This is a genomic window from Sporosarcina sp. P1, from assembly GCF_002743155.1.
GTDB classification, from domain to species: domain Bacteria; phylum Bacillota; class Bacilli; order Bacillales_A; family Planococcaceae; genus Sporosarcina; species Sporosarcina ureae_B.
Genome location: NZ_PDYS01000006.1, coordinates 38,885 through 55,461 on the forward strand (window position 1 = coordinate 38,885; position 16,577 = coordinate 55,461).

At 39.0% G+C, this 16,577-nt stretch carries 15 protein-coding genes; 4 read left to right on the plus strand and 11 right to left on the minus strand.

The window, feature by feature from the left end; translation table 11 throughout:
• Positions 1-92 precede the first annotated feature (92 nt).
• From CSV73_RS08160 to CSV73_RS08180, 5 genes are all read right to left on the minus strand, one after another.
• The gene (locus tag CSV73_RS08160; protein WP_099627150.1) at positions 93-1,025 is read right to left on the minus strand and encodes an ABC transporter ATP-binding protein; all 933 of its coding nucleotides are present in this window, start codon (positions 1,023-1,025) and stop codon (positions 93-95) included.
• Positions 1,025-2,089 (minus strand): ABC transporter ATP-binding protein, encoded by a 1,065-nt coding sequence (locus CSV73_RS08165; RefSeq protein ID WP_085131793.1) that lies wholly within the window; start codon positions 2,087-2,089, stop codon positions 1,025-1,027. Before CSV73_RS08165 ends, CSV73_RS08160 begins: the two co-directional genes overlap by 1 nt.
• A gap of 15 nt (positions 2,090-2,104) precedes the next feature.
• Positions 2,105-3,130 carry an oligopeptide ABC transporter permease gene (gene opp3C, locus CSV73_RS08170; RefSeq protein WP_099627151.1) on the minus strand — a complete coding sequence of 342 codons (1,026 nt, stop codon included), beginning with the start codon at positions 3,128-3,130 and terminating at the stop codon, positions 2,105-2,107.
• Entirely contained in the window at positions 3,130-4,062 is a 933-nt protein-coding gene (opp3b, locus tag CSV73_RS08175; protein WP_099627152.1) for an oligopeptide ABC transporter permease, read from the minus strand. Before opp3b ends, opp3C begins: the two co-directional genes overlap by 1 nt.
• A 172-nt stretch (positions 4,063-4,234) precedes the next feature.
• Complete coding sequence (locus tag CSV73_RS08180; RefSeq protein ID WP_099627153.1) at positions 4,235-5,965, minus strand: peptide ABC transporter substrate-binding protein; 1,731 nt, start codon at positions 5,963-5,965, stop codon at positions 4,235-4,237.
• A 191-nt stretch (positions 5,966-6,156) separates the two neighbouring features.
• On the opposite strand from CSV73_RS08180, the gene CSV73_RS08185 reads away from it, so the two are divergent.
• Complete coding sequence (locus CSV73_RS08185) at positions 6,157-6,501, plus strand: DUF3899 domain-containing protein (protein WP_099627154.1); 345 nt, start codon at positions 6,157-6,159, stop codon at positions 6,499-6,501.
• Between the two features lie 81 nt (positions 6,502-6,582).
• Here the strand turns inward: CSV73_RS08185 and CSV73_RS08190 are convergent, their stop codons facing one another.
• The gene (locus tag CSV73_RS08190; protein WP_085131798.1) at positions 6,583-7,134 is read right to left on the minus strand and encodes a YusW family protein; all 552 of its coding nucleotides are present in this window, start codon (positions 7,132-7,134) and stop codon (positions 6,583-6,585) included.
• 113 nt (positions 7,135-7,247) lie between these two features.
• On the opposite strand from CSV73_RS08190, the gene CSV73_RS08195 reads away from it, so the two are divergent.
• Positions 7,248-8,138: a catalase gene (locus CSV73_RS08195; RefSeq protein ID WP_099627155.1), complete on the plus strand. Its 891-nt coding sequence runs from the start codon at positions 7,248-7,250 to the stop codon at positions 8,136-8,138.
• Positions 8,139-8,382: 244 nt separating this feature from the next.
• Here the strand turns inward: CSV73_RS08195 and CSV73_RS08200 are convergent, their stop codons facing one another.
• From CSV73_RS08200 to CSV73_RS08215, 4 genes are all read right to left on the minus strand, one after another.
• Positions 8,383-9,807: a glycosyltransferase family 2 protein gene (locus CSV73_RS08200; protein WP_099627156.1), complete on the minus strand. Its 1,425-nt coding sequence runs from the start codon at positions 9,805-9,807 to the stop codon at positions 8,383-8,385.
• Between the two features lies 1 nt (position 9,808).
• A complete protein-coding gene (locus CSV73_RS08205; protein WP_099627157.1) occupies positions 9,809-10,849 on the minus strand; it encodes a HEAT repeat domain-containing protein in 1,041 nt (346 codons plus the stop codon).
• The gene (locus tag CSV73_RS08210) at positions 10,842-11,687 is read right to left on the minus strand and encodes a response regulator (RefSeq protein ID WP_158232311.1); all 846 of its coding nucleotides are present in this window, start codon (positions 11,685-11,687) and stop codon (positions 10,842-10,844) included. Before CSV73_RS08210 ends, CSV73_RS08205 begins: the two co-directional genes overlap by 8 nt.
• A 100-nt stretch (positions 11,688-11,787) precedes the next feature.
• A complete protein-coding gene (locus tag CSV73_RS08215; RefSeq protein ID WP_099627158.1) occupies positions 11,788-12,888 on the minus strand; it encodes a hypothetical protein in 1,101 nt (366 codons plus the stop codon).
• A 216-nt stretch (positions 12,889-13,104) separates the two neighbouring features.
• Here CSV73_RS08215 and CSV73_RS08220 point away from each other — a divergent pair, with 216 nt between their 5' ends.
• A complete protein-coding gene (locus tag CSV73_RS08220) occupies positions 13,105-13,989 on the plus strand; it encodes a hypothetical protein (protein WP_085131804.1) in 885 nt (294 codons plus the stop codon).
• A 513-nt stretch (positions 13,990-14,502) separates the two neighbouring features.
• Complete coding sequence (locus CSV73_RS08225) at positions 14,503-15,909, plus strand: purine-cytosine permease family protein (RefSeq protein ID WP_085131805.1); 1,407 nt, start codon at positions 14,503-14,505, stop codon at positions 15,907-15,909.
• 106 nt (positions 15,910-16,015) lie between these two features.
• On the opposite strand, the gene CSV73_RS08230 is transcribed toward CSV73_RS08225, so the two are convergent.
• A complete protein-coding gene (locus CSV73_RS08230) occupies positions 16,016-16,528 on the minus strand; it encodes a flavin reductase family protein (RefSeq protein ID WP_085131806.1) in 513 nt (170 codons plus the stop codon).
• Between the last annotated feature and the right edge of the window lie 49 nt (positions 16,529-16,577).

Consider the following 16,577-nt stretch of genomic DNA (forward strand, 5'->3'; position numbering starts at 1 on the left):
TTGATGAAACATACAAACTATCAGGACAACTAGTGGATTTAATTACGATAAAGAAATCCCTCTGATTTCTACACAATCAGAGGGATATTGTCTTATACACGTATAGCTTGCATCTCGGCGAGTTCTTTCTCTGAACATAATACAAAATGTTCAGGTGCCACTTCACGAAATTCCACTTTTTCGTCAGGTCCATATTGATGGTCCTTCGGATTATACGGATGGCGCACACGAGAACGTTCATAAATTGGGTCAGGTAGTGGAATCGCTGACAGTAAAGACTTAGTATAAGCGTGCATTGGATTTCGATATAACTCATCCGCTGGAGCCATCTCCACCAGTTTACCGAAATACATCACGCCAATACGATCGGAAATGTATTTAACCATCGATAGATCGTGAGCAATGAATAAATACGTCAACCCTTTTTCTACCTGTAGCTCTTTTAACAAATTGACGACTTGCGCTTGGATGGAAACGTCTAGAGCAGAGATCGGCTCATCCGCAATGATGAATTCCGGATCTACAGCTAATGCACGTGCAATTCCGATACGCTGACGCTGACCACCTGAGAACTCATGCGGATAACGCTCAGCATGTTCACGATTTAAACCAACAGTCTCAAGCAAATCAATTACCCGTTGCTTCCGATCCGTTTTACCTTTTACTAGACCATGAATATCTAATCCTTCTGCAATAATATCCAAAACTTTCATACGTGGATTCAAAGAAGCATAAGGATCTTGGAATATCATTTGCATCTTTCTATTCAATGCATGATTTTCCTTTTTGCTTTTGGGTGCGTGTACATCTACACCATTATAGAGGACTTGACCCGCTGTCGCGTCATATAATCGGATCATAGTACGCCCTGTTGTGGATTTACCGCAACCTGACTCGCCTACTAAACCAAAGGTTTCTCCACGTTTAATAGTGAAACTAATATCATCAATCGCACGGACTTCAGTAGATTTCCCTGCATTAAAATATTGTTTAAGGTTACGTACTTCAATTAAATTGTCTGACATCACACAGTACCTCCCGTCTGATCAACATAGTACCGGCTACCTTTAAATGTTTTCATACGCTCAATAATTAGGGCAGGCGGTTCAACTTCTGGTGCCTGCGAGTGCAATAACCATGTCGCTGCGTAATGTGTATCGCTCACTTTGAAGAAAGGAGGCTGACGCTCCATATCAATCTTCATCGCATATTCACTTCGCAAAGCGAACGCATCTCCTTTTGGAGGATTTAATAAATCAGGAGGTGTGCCGGGAATCGCATATAGCTTTTGATCTTCTAAATCCATAGAAGGCATTGAACTTAGTAAGCCCCATGTATAAGGATGTTGTGGATTATAGAAGATTTCGTCTACTGTACCGATCTCGACGATTCGACCACCATACATAACAGCTACTCGATCGGCAACGTTTGCTACTACACCCAGGTCATGCGTAATAAATATGATAGAAGTATCGGTCTTCTTCTGAATGTCTTTCATCAGCTCAAGAATTTGCGCTTGAATCGTGACATCCAGTGCTGTTGTCGGCTCATCTGCAATCAATACTTTCGGATTACACGCAAGCGCAATTGCAATGACGATTCGTTGACGCTGCCCACCAGAAAATTGGTGAGGGTACATCTTATAACGATTTTCTGCATTCGGTATACCGACCAGATTCAATAATTCAATCGTCTGTTTACGCGCTGCTGATTTGTTCAACTTCTGATGTTTTAAGATCGGCTCCATGATTTGTCTTCCAATTGTCATAGTTGGATTTAATGAAGTCATTGGATCCTGGAAAATCATCGATATATCTTTCCCTCGAATCTTTTGCATATCTTTTTCAGGAATTTTTGTTAGATCTCTTCCTTCAAATAGAATTTCCCCACTCTTATATTCAGCACTTGATTCAGGAAGAAGCCGCATGATTGATTTCGTCGTAACAGATTTACCCGATCCCGACTCACCTACGATAGCAAGCGTTTCTCCTTTGTGCAAATCAAAATTTACGCCACGGATCGCTTTCACTTCACCCGCAAATGTGTGGAAGGAAAGCTCGAGGTCTTTTACTTCTAATATTTTTGTCAACTTGCTCTCCTCCTCTTAATCTTTCATTTTAGGATCTAGTGCATCGCGCAGTCCGTCACCTATCAAGTTAAATGCAATCATAAGAACACTGATGACAATGGCTGGGAACAATAGCACGTATGGCTGATTCTCCATCACTTTGTATCCGTCATTGATTAATGTACCTAATGAAGCAGCTGGTGGTTGGAGTCCGATTCCGATAAAGCTTAAGAACGCTTCAAAGAAAATCGCATTTGGAATCGTGAACATCGTGTTGATGATAATAATCCCCAGCATGTTCGGCAGTAAGTGCTTAGTAATGATTTTTCCATCCTTGGCACCTAGCGTACGTGAAGCCAATACGAATTCCTGTGATTTATATTTCAATGTCTGTGCACGTACAATACGCGACATGCCTATCCAACCAGTTATGGTGATCGCGACAATGATGGCGGTTATTCCCGGGTCCATAATCATAATCATCAAAATAACGACAATTAATGTAGGAATACCGATCAAGATCTCAACAACGCGTTGCATGATGTCATCCGTACGTCCACCGAAGTATCCAGAAATCCCTCCGTATGCGACACCTATAACCATATCAATGGCTGCGGCTACAAATGCGATGAATAGCGATACACGAGTACCTTCCCAAAGTCTTGTAAACAAGTCTCGACCGAGTCCGTCTGTACCGAACCAATAATATTCATCAACTTTTTTCATTTCATATAGATTGACAGTCTTCCCTGCTAGCTTACCATCCCCATCAAAAAGTCCTGTTGCTTCAATGCCAGGTATTTTAGGCGGTAAATTTGCATGGCGTAAGTTTTGTGTATCACCCGCATGTCCATTTAAATGTGGACCGATGAGTGCCATGAGTATAACCAATAAAAGAACGACCATACTGACAATAGCGGCCTTATTTTTACGGAGACCTAGCCATGCATCTTGCCAGAAACTCAAACTCGGTTTCTCTATACGTTCTGAATGATGCGCATCGATTGTCACTCGTTCAAAATGTTCTGGTGTTAATTTTTCTTGTCCATTTTCATTGTGCATTATCCCTTACCTCCAGACACGCGGATACGTGGGTCGATAACACCGTATAAAATATCCACAATAAAAATAACGAAAATAAGAAAGGCTGAGAATAATAATGTCGTACCCATGATTGTAGCATGATCATTCGTCATGATAGACGATACGAATTGCTCACCAATCCCTGGAATAGCAAAAATTTGTTCTACAACAAGTGAACCCGTTACTAAACCAGCTGCCAATGGTCCGAGAACCGTGATTAAAGGTATTAATGCATTTCGGAATGCATGTTTGAAAGCAATTTCAAAACCATTGGCACCTTTCGCCTTAGCCAAAATAATATAATCTGAATTCAGTACTTCTATCATCTCAGTCCGTATAAAGCGCGCGGATAGGGCAAGCGGCCCCATAGCGAGTGCAAGCGATGGCAGGACACTAGATTTCCAACCGTCATTCCACAAACCGACTGGTAGTAGATGCCACTCTGAAGCAATCCAATATTGTAGCAATGATGCAAATACAAAGGACGGAATCGAAATACCGAGTATTGCAAAAAAGGTGCTTCCATAATCCCAGAATGTATTATGCTTCAATGCGGCAAGCATGCCTAGCAGGATTCCAACAATGGTCCCGAAGACCATCGCTTGCGCTCCGAAGATTAAAGAAGGTTTCAATCTCGTAGCCAATAAATCGTTGACGCTCTTCCCTTTAAATACAAACGACGTACCTAAATCGCCTTTTGCCAAGTTTTTCATATAGATTGCATACTGCACAGGCTTAGGCTTATCGATTCCATACTTCTTTTCAACAATTGCTTTTTGTGTGTCATTCAACTTGTTGTAAGAAGCGATCGGTGAACCTGGCAATGTTTGCATAAGGAAAAAAGAGGCTGTTGCGATTAAAAACAGTGTTATGAACATATACACGATGCGTTTTCCAATATACTTAACCATGGTACGTTACACCTCCAAAAGAGTTTCTTACTTACTTATGCAAGTAACCACTTGACATTTTTCGACAATAAATTAAATATTGAAACTATTCGCCGTTACTAAAAAGAGAGTATATGGATATTTACCCCCATATACTCTCCCCTATTAAACTTAAATCCTTACTTCGTTACAATCATTTACCTGAAATATATGCCCACTTGTAGCTATAGTCTGCTCCAAATGGATGATTCACTAAGCCTTTGAAGTAAGGTTTATGCAAGTAGATCAAACCACGTTGGTAAATCGGTGCAATTGCAGCGTCTTCATCAAGTAGAATCTTCTCAGCTTTTGCGAATGCTTCATAACGCTCTTTTGGCTTAAGAGCCAAGTCACCTTTAGAATCTTCAATCAATTTATCGTACTCAGGATTAGAGTAAGACATCAAGTTGTTTGTACCATCTGTTACGAATAAATCCATGAATGAAATCGGATCTTGGAAGTCTGGTCCCCAACCTGATACTTGAATATCATAGTCTTGGTTACCATCCAAATCCAAACGTACAGAGAATGGTACTTCTTTCAATGAAATTGTTAATCCTTCCAAGTTACCTTCTAGTTGAGACTTGAAGTACTCGTCCATTTTCTTAGAAAGCTCAGTGTCTCCACCTAGAATTTCAAGATCAAGAGATTCAACGCCTAGTTCTTCAAGACCTTTTTTCCAGTGTTCTTGTGCTTCTTCCACGTTGTACTCCAAGTGGTTACCACTCAACTCACGGAAGTCTTTTTCATCTTCATCAAATGCAAAGTCTGTTGGTACTAAGTAGTTTGCAGCTAATGAACCATTGGCAAGTACTACATCTACCATGTCTTCCTTTTCGAAAGCTTTAGCAATAGCTTTTCGGATATTCTCATTAGCGAGTGGTGTTTCTTTACCATCACGCTCTTGGTTAAACTTGAAATAGAATACAGATGTTTCTGGTTGAATAACGGCTTCTTCATCATCACGGTATTGCATAGCTAGGTCACCGGAAACTCCCGCACGATCCAACTTACCATCTTGATAAAGTTTAATTGCTGTTGCAGAATCTTTAACAACGTTTACATGAATTTCATTAAGCTTCACATTTTCTGCATCCCAGTAGTGTTCGTTCTTAACATAAGTCCAGCTATCTCCAGTTCCATCCCATTTAGTTAAAACGAATGGTCCATTTGAAAGAAGGTTATCAGAGTTTGTTGCAAATGCATCCGCTTTAGAAGCTACGAACTCTTCTTTAAGTGGATAGAAAGTTCCAAATGACATGAGTGACAAGAAATATGGTACTGGACGCTCCAGTGTTACTTCAAACGTCTTTTCATCTACAGCTTTAACTCCAAGCTCAGATACTTCCATTTTTTCTTCAGAGATTGCTGTCGCATTTTTCACTACGCCAGACATCATCATGGGTCCATAAGGTGAACCAGTTGCTGGATCAATTGCACGCTGCCAAGCATAGACGAAATCATTTGCTGTAACAGGTGTTTCATCAGCCCACATTGCATCGCGAAGTTTGAATGTATACGTCAATCCATCTTCACTGACTTTTGCTTCTTCTGCAGCCATTGCAGGTTCTGCAATATTATCTTGGTTTAAACGATATAAACCTTCATTGATATTGTTTAATACATTGAAGCCTACTTGATCTTCTACAATTGATGAGTCAACTGATGGGATAGCCGCAGATTCAGCTAAGTATAATACTTGCTCAGCATCTGGCTCTCCATCTTCGTCTTTGGCATGCTTTTTCTCTTCGGTTGCCGCATCTTTGTCCTTGTCGTCCCCGTCTGTTGCTGGCTTTTCTTCGTCTTTCGAACCACCACATGCAGCTAAGAACATACTTAAGACTAATGTTAAAGCCATTAATATAAGCCACTTATTTCTTTTCAAATTGTTGACCTCCCCTTTGATGTTTTTGTAGTGCTAGCTTTTTCATTATACAAGAAGAATTTCTAGATGTAAACGCTAACAACGCTATTGTCATAATTTTGAACTATCATAGAAGATTCTACACATTTTAATTTATGTCCTGTATGATAGATAGTAGTTACTAATTCTATAAATGAAAAGAAGGATTCCATATGAAACGTAATATTATTGTATTTCTACTATCTCAATTAGTGATTGTTATTTCTGCCTTTTCGGTATATGGTGAAATCTCACTACTCGGCTATATCAATGCTTCCTTTTTCATCAGTGGATTTCTACTATTTATCGGTTCGGTGGTATTTATTATTCGTACAGGCTCTTTTGATTTTTTCATGAAGAGTACACGAAAGGTCTTTGCTTTGAAAGGCCAGAGGGAAGTGCTAGATTCAATGCGTGCTCCATCCGAGGCGATGTCAGCGAGTCCGGCGTGGTTTTTCGCCGCTGGTATACCCACTTTCATTTTAATGATTGTTGCGCTTGGAGTGTACTATTTATAAATGTTGATCCTGACAGAACTTCTTAAGTTATCTTCAACCCCAAAACAGCCCTTCCTTGAAAAGGAAGGGCTGTTCTTGCTCTTATTTACGTTCTTCTACATCTAACTTACTTCCATCATTAAATTTAATTTCTACTTCAATTTTCTCGTAATTTGCATCCAAGCCAAAGATTTTCAGCACTTGATCAATCGCTTCCTGCTTTGTGCTGTCTTTCGTCAAATCGAGTTGTTTAACCTTCGGGTATAAATCATCAAATGCTTCTTGATTTTTCAAGTATACACCATTTACTTCATCTTCCACTTTCGCTTCAATTGGTTCATTTTCGTCTTGTTCAATATCCGCTTCGTATTCTTTATCACCACTGTACAAAACTTCAATCTGGATTTCTTTAAATGAAAGTTTATCCATATCTGCTTTCATATTATCCGTTGCAGAATCTGTTTGTTGCACAGCGTCTGTATTACCTCCATCAGTAGAGTTTTTGTTAGTATCTTCAGTTGTAGGCTCAGCAGGTTGTTCCACAGGCGGTGTTGTGCCTGAGTTTTCTTTCACATTGTCATCCGTCGTATCAGTCCCGCATGCTGCAAGGCTGAGTGCCATGACAGATATTCCAGTTAGTAACAAACGATTCATATACTATTCCTCCTAAAAGTTGTCTTGCCACTATTAATACCCCCAATTCTATTTTTTTAATCGCTTAATTTTAATTAATGAAGGGTATGTTATATGTAAAGGAGTGATTTCAAATGAATAATCAAGGTCCGGTAACTGCTAAAGAAGCTATTGATTCTATTGAATCAGCGGTGCATACAGAAAGTCATTTACGACGTGCACATGCAATTGGTGTCGCATTTGACGCGACTTTCCAACCAACCGGGGCTGCCATACCTTGGACAACAGCTGCCCATTTACAGCAAAGGGAAGTTTCAGCTGTTGTACGTTTTTCTCATAGCTCTACAAGCCGAAATCCAAGCGAGCTATTGAATCCAATTAAAGGAATGGCAGTGCGTTTTCAATTATTTGATGGTACATTCACAAATTTGACTATGGCCAATATACCGATTTTTATTAGTAAAACTCCAGATGCCTTTATTCGTTTGGTGCAGGCATTCGATTCTCGTAGTACATGGGCACAACGAATAGATGCATTGATACATGATGCAGAGTACAAAGCATTTGGTTCCATTTTAAAAGAACTACAGCCTTTTCGTAATTTCGAGTCCCTCCATTACTATTCAATCCATGCGTATTATTTGAGAAATAAGGACATGCAAAAACAGGCTGTCCGATTTGAATGGCAACCTGTTCCCCAAAATGATGATGGTAATGTCAACAGCTCAATGGAAAATGAACTTATTCATAAAGTTAGACTCGACCAGTCTGTACGTTTTCGCTTACTTATACAATTCGCCGAACATGGAGATGCAATTGATGACCCAACTATCGCCTGGCCCGATGATCGAAAGAAAATTGAAGCAGGAACCCTAACACTGAACTCTCTTCGTGTAGATAACGCTGAGTCCTTCATCTTTGATCCAACGGTTACTATAGAAGGAATAGAATGCAGTGATGACCCCATACTACATTTCCGATCCACGGCGTACGCTGAATCTGCCAAGCGACGCGGCGTTAGATAAACCTAGTAGACTCTCTATGTCAAAGTCATAAAAAAATCACAATATATTCTCCGACACTACCATTTAGTCATCCTTTTCGAACCCAGTATGAATACATACATTCACGGATAATGGTGGTCAATCGTTAACGTCTCTACAGGTAGTTACTGAAGTCTTTACTGTAGGATTGAATATATTGTGACGTACCCCTTTATATTTACTACGTAAATGCCTGATATAACAGTCACGATACGTCAGGCATTTTTCATTCACGATCTTCTGACAATCCTCTACGTTGAATGCTTCCCCACTCACGTTTTCCGCGCAAAGCACTAATAATCCCCTCTGTGCGCCAAATTAAGGTTAGTGGCCTGTACCAAAATACTTCGGTTAGTGACAACATCACTAGACGAACTAAATCCTTCACTGCGGGATATGTATTACGACTCCATGCCTCCAATAAAATGGATGCCATCGAAAACAATGATCCATATAAAATAAATAATAAACCAAGAATTCCAGCGAAGACTATATACGCTTCCCCCATAAATAGAGACAAGACCATATAAGCATAGCCAGCCAATTCTATCACGGGTCCGAGCAATTCAATGAACAAGAAATAAGGAATTGATAGCAGCCCTACCGAACCATACTTAGGATTAAATGCCATTTTCTTATGTAACCAGAGGCTTTCGGCCAGTCCTTGATGCCAACGTCGACGCTGAGTACGTAGATCTTTGAAGTTATCAGGAGCTTCTGTCCAACAAACCGGATCTGGTGTAAAAACAATTTCTTTATCTTCTTTACAATCCGATATTTCTTCATGTAGCTTAACTACTAGTTCCATGTCCTCTCCAACTGTATTCTTCGTATATCCGCCTACTTGCATTACCCATTTTTTTGAAAAGACACTGAATGCTCCGGATATGATTAGCACCATATTGTATTTGCTAAGCGCCATTCGTCCCATAAGAAACGCACGCATATACTCTATAATTTGCATTATTACGATAGCCGAGCCTGGCAAACCTTCTCTGACCACTTGCCCCATTTGGATTTCATAACCATTCGCAATCCGTACAGTGCCGCCTGTCGCAATAACTTCTTTATTGGATTCCATGATAGGCTTCATTACACGCAGCAGTGATGTACTATCCAATATGGAATCTCCATCGATTGAACAGAAATATGGATATTTCGACACATTAATTCCTACATTTAAGGCATCCGCTTTCCCACCATTCACTTTCGTAATCAACAGTAAATTGGGGTGCATATCGGATTGATAGATAGCTTCGATAGGTTGCGTTTCAAGTTGTTGATTCACTACTTTTCGAATTGGCTTCATATTGAAATGCTCAATTATAATATCTTCCGTATTGTCTACAGATCCATCATTGATCACCAATATCTCAAATTGAGGATACTGCAATGCCAACAACGAATAAATATTTCCAAGCACACCTTCTTGCTCATTGTAAGCAGGAACAATTATCGTTACGGGCTGCGTATATATAAAATCTACAGCTCCTTCATCCGATAAATTTTTCTGCAACTTTCGTTCTTTTCCTAACTGAATAAATGCGATAATTAGCATGGATGTATATGAAAAAATAACAGCTAGCATATAGACGAGCAGTATATAGCCAATAAACCCAAAAAACGACGACGTTATTAGAGGTGCGTTCATCTTAGTACTCCTTTCCGAACATCTCTTCCGCTACATCGACCGCAAACTCGTCAGATGACATGGTTATTACAGAGTAAAGTGCTTGATGACCATTTTTTAAAGATTTAATCGATTTTGCGGCTTGTGCACGAACTTGATAAGTAGGATCTTTGATCAAGTGTTTAAGTATAGGCAATGCTTCTTCTGTCGGTGCAAAACGGAAAATCTTAGCTGTCATCAGGCGTTCTTCCCAGATAGTTGAATGGGAGAATGGCTCATATAACTCAAGCGAGTCCGCTACTTCCAGTTCAGCAATACTTTTTAATGCCCTAATTCGCATTTCTTGATCCGAACTATCCAAACACTTATGCAATAAAGGAAGCCAATCAAGGTAATGATGAACACCTATAATTTCGATCATCGTCAGCTGAAGCAATTCAGGCAAAACATCGAAGTCTTCAGCTAGTAAATTAATCTGTTCTTCATCTAGCCCCATCAACAATTTTTTATAATCAAATTCACCTAGCGGAACTTTCGGCGCGATGAAGTGTGCTACGAAATCAGTACGAGAAAACTTTCCTATAATCTCATACATTAATAATAATTCAGTTTTCGAATGTTTTTTCTTCTTTTCCAACAGCGCGGAAACCGGATCCAGCATAAATCGCAAGTGAAATAAGCTGATTTTATTGAGTGTATTAATACGCAATTCCCTACTCCGACTAGCAAGTTTTCCCTTATAGTAATCACTCATATATACAGCGGCAAAAGCATTTACCTTTTCTTTAATTTCATCTGAAGAGATGTGGTAGTTAACGCGAAAAAACAATTCATCAATCGCTTCGAGTTCTAGATTCCCATGGGGTTTAAGCCCTTCAAGTGACATATCTTCTTCTAGTAAATATTCATACCAGTCGACTTGACGATCTTCAATATACTTTATAACCTTCTCTTTTTTTTTCACTTCTTGCATTCTATAAAACACAAGTAAAAAGAACAAAGCGAATAGTATAATCAACAACACTACGATGACTAATAACAATGATATTAATATCTTATCCATAATAAATCCGTCTCAATACTTTCTTAATTTGTGATTCAAATAACTTTGGATTAAATGGTTTCGTTATATATTCATCAACACCGTTTTGATAGGCGTAAATCATTTCCGCTTCACTTTTTCTCTTGGTCATCATAAAGACATGATATTTCTGCGTATTCGGCAATTCGCGTAATGTATATAATACTTCTAATCCATTCTTTCTCGGAAGAATGTCATTCATAATAACTAAATGTGTGTGGGAAGACTGGTACCATTTGGATTCAATGAAATATTGTCCATCATGGAATACTTGGATATCCAGATCCAGTTGTTTTATGGAAATACGCTCCACCAGTTTTTGTATAATCATCGTGATAACGGGGTCATTGTCAATAATACTCACTCGCACACATTGTCGCTCTAATGTTCTAAAGGTGCGATCTTTTACATAAGGCGTACCACCTGGTAATTGTAATGCACGGTTTACTGAATCATTTCCCACTTGTAGTACATCTTCAAGCGTTGCATCTCCATTACGAATTTCAATTACCGAAACGCCTACTCGGTAAGAGCGAGTCGATTCAGTACGGCGCAATCTCTCAATAAAGACATCTGCTTCATCTTCGCCGGTATTCACCATTAAAATGATATCCGGTTCACCGGTCGGGAAACTGAACAATAAATCTGAAGTACGCATCTGCTCTAGAAGAATTTGCTTAATTTCTGGACTTTCAGGACTTTTGACAAAGACTATGGTGAACACTTGACGGAAACGTTTCGTATTCGCCATCTGCCAATGAAAGAGTTGATGAAAGAGAGAAGCATCCAGCATATTCAGTTCATTTTTATTTATTTTCATACTCATTACACCCTTCTTCAGCTGACTTATTAGTAGTCTTTTTTCAAATAGACTATGCGCAATCAGCGAATCTCCCATCCCTATGTTAGTAAACTCACTCCTATTTTCTAGTAGAGGAATCGCTACTCTTTTCACTGTTCTTTCTGTGATAGGTTTCATCTAAGATCTCTTCCATCATCGGAAAATATGTAAGCCAATAGAAGGCAGATACATCTTTAGCAAAGTATTTATATACAGTATGTATCCCTTGCCATTTAACAATGGGGTTCTTATCAAAATCTGCGTAGTCTCCCGCAAAATAATAGGTATTCGCGTGTTCTTGATGCAACACCGCGGGGAATATTTCCGGAATATCCGCCTCTTGCAATACACTACGACCTTTTTCCGTCAAATCAAATTCATATGTCGCCAAAGTATTGGTTTTTTCATTTGGCTCTACTACATCGAACCAATACATATAATCCGATGAATACACTTTCGGAAACTTTTCCTCTCCGTCTTTTGTTAATTTGAAATGGGCAGCACTTTTATTTTCTTGTCCATCTAAGACAATCACTTTTCCAGATGTATGGACAAACGCAAGACCAGAACCGGCAAACAACCATTCACTATTCTTCTGCTCTTTATACCCTTCGACAAGCCACTTCGGTACTTCTGCATTCGACATGTCATTGAAATACCGGCCGATCCAGCCTGTCCAAGTAATTCCCAGTTCCTTTTGCATGATCGTACTCATTTCTTCACTAGTTGGCGATGCAAAACTATTGAATTCTGCGATTAATGTCGTATCCTCGCCTTTGCTAGCCATTAGTTCGTTCCACTCCGTCAATTCCATACCGCCATATAGTAGTTCGGATCGAGAACCATCAGGTTTGGCTTTAAGATCATCGCTGAATACGCCATATGTATCCGCAACATAGATCATATCAAGTGGTCGTTCATGGAATGGCTCCAGCGCGACCTGGTCGTATGGATCGAATCCATAATAATCAAGACTCCTATCATAAGCTTCCCTGTCAGGCCGAACAATTTTCTTACCTTCTAATACATGAAATAAACCGTTATGCTCACGATAATCTTTCTTCGCGACCGATTTATCGATCACAGCGATATCCATTACTTTCTCTTCTTTTAAGGCCCAATAGATTCGTGGAGACAACACGAGTAAAATCAACAGTATGGCTATGGCTATTTTTTTCACTAATATGTCTCTCCTTTACTTATATCGATTACTAGCCAATTTTTCACATTTCATTCTTATTATACAGTCTAGTATTCTCTCAAACAATCTGAATGTACATAATTGCAGTATAAATATACTAGAATATAGCAGATATCTTAGTGTATAATTTATTAGTAGTACTAAAACATCATGAAATACTGTTCTATCTTACGTTACTAGAGAAAGGTGACTACTATGTCTAAAAAAGCACGAGTAATTTGGATGGTGGCAAGTCTATTGATTCTATCTAACTTCATTTGGTTAAAACCAATGTTAACGATGCGCATTGACCAACCAAAAGCTACTTGGTTGTGGCATACATCGCAAATACTTAGTCAATCTGATGCACTCATCGAATTTTCAAAGAAAAAAAATGTATCAACGCTGTATTTGCAAGTCAACGCAGATATTCCGAATGATGCTTATCAACGCTTTATTCGCAAAGCTAGCGAGCAAAATATAGAAGTACACGCCCTTGATGGCGCACCGTATTGGGCAACTGACCAAGAATCCGTTCAAAGTTTCTTTCAATGGGTAGAAATGTATCAATCCGTTTCAGAGAATAATGAACAGTTTGCCGGTATTCATTTGGATATCGAACCGTATATTTTACCTACATGGGATTCTAATTTACAAGAGACTATCAAGAGCTATCAGCAAAATATCCAATTCGCGGCTAGTAAATCTACTCGCCTTGGATTACATTTTGGAATTGATATACCGTTTTGGTTCGATTCCATCTACTATTCGAATAGTATGGGTGAAGGTGTACTTTCAGAATGGCTGATCGACCAATCCGACAGTATAAATGTCATGGCCTATCGTAACAAAGCAGGTGGTAGTAATGGAATGATCAGTTTAGCACAAAGCGAAATGGATTATGCGAGCGCTAGAGGCAAGCAAGCACGTGTAGCAATAGAAACTAGTAAATCTTCTGAAGGTGATTATCTATCTTTCTTCGGTAAAAATAATGCATATATGGAAAAACAGTTAAAAGAAGTAGAACAATCATTCAGTCATGCTGAGGCGTTCCGTGGAATTGCTATTCACTCATTAGAAAGCTGGATGATACGTAAATAATAGATTAGGTATGGGAAAAACAACCTCCTTGAAAAAGATTTTCAAGAAACTTTCTTACCTTTGGGCTAAGCCCTAATTTGTGAACTGGTTTGAATTGAGTTGCAGTAATTACGCTACTAGTAGATGACTTCAGTATTGTGCTGAAGTCATCTTTTTTTATACTCCATCGTTTACAGTAACGGTACTAACGATTGATCCTTTCATCTACTAGTCCTTTCAGTTAGAAAAGTACTAGCCAGATAAAAGACTGCATCTTTTCATTTAAAAACTATACTTTTAAGGATTTTTTTCTACGTCTGATTTCTCTATCATTCTATAACCTTTTATAAAATAAGAATTTTATATAGTCATTTTCACAAATATATTTTAAATTTGATTTTTTCATTACAATTTTGTTAAAATAGTAACGTGTCAATTCAATGAACGAATCTAATTCATCATGTTGCATGAATCAGAACATACTAGCAAAGCTGGCAAGAGAGATTGACGACTTACTACAAGGAGCTGATGTGTATGACAACAGAAGAAGAAAGAGCACTGAATACTATAGAAGAAGATGAAACAGAAAAAGATTATTCCTTAGATCGTGTTCCTTTGGAAGATCGCAATAAGAGTTGGCTGAGTATTACCAATATCACGTTCGGCATCGCGACTGCCATTTTTTATTTTCAAATGGGCAGTGTCATGGCTTTGCAATTCGGTGCACCAAACGCTATCGTTTCGGCTATCTATGCTATCATCGTCGCCGGTTTGCTTGGTACTGTCATTGCATATCTATCCGCTAAATCCGGCATGAACGTTAACCTTTTATCACGTGGTGGGGGATTTGGCTATATCGGATCATCGCTAACTTCATTAATTTACGCTTCGAACTTCATTATGTATTGCGCGTTTGAAGGGTTAATCCTCGTTTCAGCTGTTCATTATTTCACGCCTGACTTTCCTAAATGGATTTTAATTATCATCTTTGGCACACTTGTTATTCCATTGAATTGGTTCGGAATTGAGCAGTTGGACAAACTTCAAAAATGGTCTATGCCAATATTTATGGTATTCCTTTTCACAGCCATTATATTATCGTTCATCAAACCGGCTGTTTACACAGGGCCCGTATTCTCTTATATGCCCGAAGGCGTTCAATTTGGGGGAACTGCACTATTGTTCTGTATCGGGATGCACAATGGAATTATGGGATTAACGGCTTTACTCGCATCAGACTATGCACGTTTCCTAAAGCCATCCGATAGAAAGTTCGGTTCGATTGCAATCGGTTTCATCCCGCAGATTTTTTGTTACGGAGTAATGGGTGGACTTGGTATTTGGTTCGGTGTGCGATTCTTGGAAAAAGATCCAGGCGTATATATCGTACTGTTGCTAGGCATTGGTGGTGCATTATTTACGATGTTGACACAATTGCGAATTAATGTCACCAATATCTACAGCAGTTCTTTATCACTATCAAATTTTTTCGAGAATGTATTCCGCTTCACGCCAGGACGTAGATTCTGGGTAGTAATCTCAGCTGTAAGTGCTATTTTATTAATGCTTGGTGGTATTGTTGATCACTTAGATACGGTCATGACATTCCAAGGTGTGTTCTTATTTTCTTGGGCTGCTATTCTCGTGACAGATGCAGTAGTCGTCAAGAAGTGGCTAAAAATTGGCCCCACCTATTACGTTGCAAGACAAGAGTATTTATATAAATGGAATCCCGTTGGTGTTGCATCGCTACTTATAGCAAGCACATTCGGCTCTATCGCCGCGGCTGGTTATTTAGGCATATTCCTACAATCTACAGCTGCATTTATCGCTGCCATATTGGCTGCTGTCTTGACAGTAGTTATCGCTCTGTATACAAAAGGTAAATATTATTTAGTACGAGAACCAAATGATATTACAGCAGACGATAAACTAGGGTAATATTAAGCCACTTTAGAAAACTGTATAGTACGTAAATAATAGAATATGCATAAAAAAAGCCGTCTCCTGGAAGACGGCTTTTGTATTGCTGTAAAATGATTCAAATTCACGCTTTGTCATCTTGTTGATAGAAAACTGGCGGCACAGATCCAAATACTCTACGGTGATATAACATAGGATCTTTATCTTTCTCAACTTTTAGATCGATTACTTCGCCTATAATAATGGTGTGATCTCCAGCTTCAATGGTTTGGAATGTTTTACATTCGAATACACCGAATGCATCCTCGATAATCGGTAACCCATTATCTGACATTTCCCATTTACATGTGGAGAAACGATCTTCTACACGGCTTGCAAATGTATTACAAAGCTCCTGTTGGTTTCCAGCAAGTACGTGTACAGCAAATTTACCTCCTTCTGTGAATGCTTTAATAGAAGAAACTCTATGATCAATAGACCATAAGAGAAGCATCGGATCCAAGGATACAGAGGCAAACGAGTTTACTGTCAGTCCAACTGGTGTACCATCTTCGGTTACTGCAGTCACCACTGTTACACCAGTAGGATAATTCCCCATAATTTCTTTGAATAAATTCTGTTGTTCTTCTTTTTTCATGAAACATTCTCTCCTTTATAAATAAGCCAATTTGCGTAACAGATCTAGT

What these genes read in the sequence shown, in the direction of transcription:
- CSV73_RS08160 (WP_099627150.1), bottom strand. Translation starts at nt 1,025, where the DNA reads ATGTCAGACAATTTAATTGAAGTACGTAACCTTAAACAATATTTTAAT.
- opp3C (WP_099627151.1), bottom strand. Translation starts at nt 3,130, where the DNA reads ATGCACAATGAAAATGGACAAGAAAAATTAACACCAGAACATTTTGAA.
- opp3b (WP_099627152.1), bottom strand. Translation starts at nt 4,062, where the DNA reads ATGGTTAAGTATATTGGAAAACGCATCGTGTATATGTTCATAACACTG.
- CSV73_RS08185 (WP_099627154.1), top strand. Translation starts at nt 6,157, where the DNA reads ATGAAACGTAATATTATTGTATTTCTACTATCTCAATTAGTGATTGTT.
- CSV73_RS08190 (WP_085131798.1), bottom strand. Translation starts at nt 7,134, where the DNA reads ATGAATCGTTTGTTACTAACTGGAATATCTGTCATGGCACTCAGCCTT.
- CSV73_RS08195 (WP_099627155.1), top strand. Translation starts at nt 7,248, where the DNA reads ATGAATAATCAAGGTCCGGTAACTGCTAAAGAAGCTATTGATTCTATT.
- CSV73_RS08200 (WP_099627156.1), bottom strand. Translation starts at nt 9,807, where the DNA reads ATGAACGCACCTCTAATAACGTCGTCGTTTTTTGGGTTTATTGGCTAT.
- CSV73_RS08205 (WP_099627157.1), bottom strand. Translation starts at nt 10,849, where the DNA reads ATGGATAAGATATTAATATCATTGTTATTAGTCATCGTAGTGTTGTTG.
- CSV73_RS08210 (WP_158232311.1), bottom strand. Translation starts at nt 11,687, where the DNA reads ATGAAAATAAATAAAAATGAACTGAATATGCTGGATGCTTCTCTCTTT.
- CSV73_RS08220 (WP_085131804.1), top strand. Translation starts at nt 13,105, where the DNA reads ATGTCTAAAAAAGCACGAGTAATTTGGATGGTGGCAAGTCTATTGATT.
- CSV73_RS08225 (WP_085131805.1), top strand. Translation starts at nt 14,503, where the DNA reads ATGACAACAGAAGAAGAAAGAGCACTGAATACTATAGAAGAAGATGAA.
- CSV73_RS08230 (WP_085131806.1), bottom strand. Translation starts at nt 16,528, where the DNA reads ATGAAAAAAGAAGAACAACAGAATTTATTCAAAGAAATTATGGGGAAT.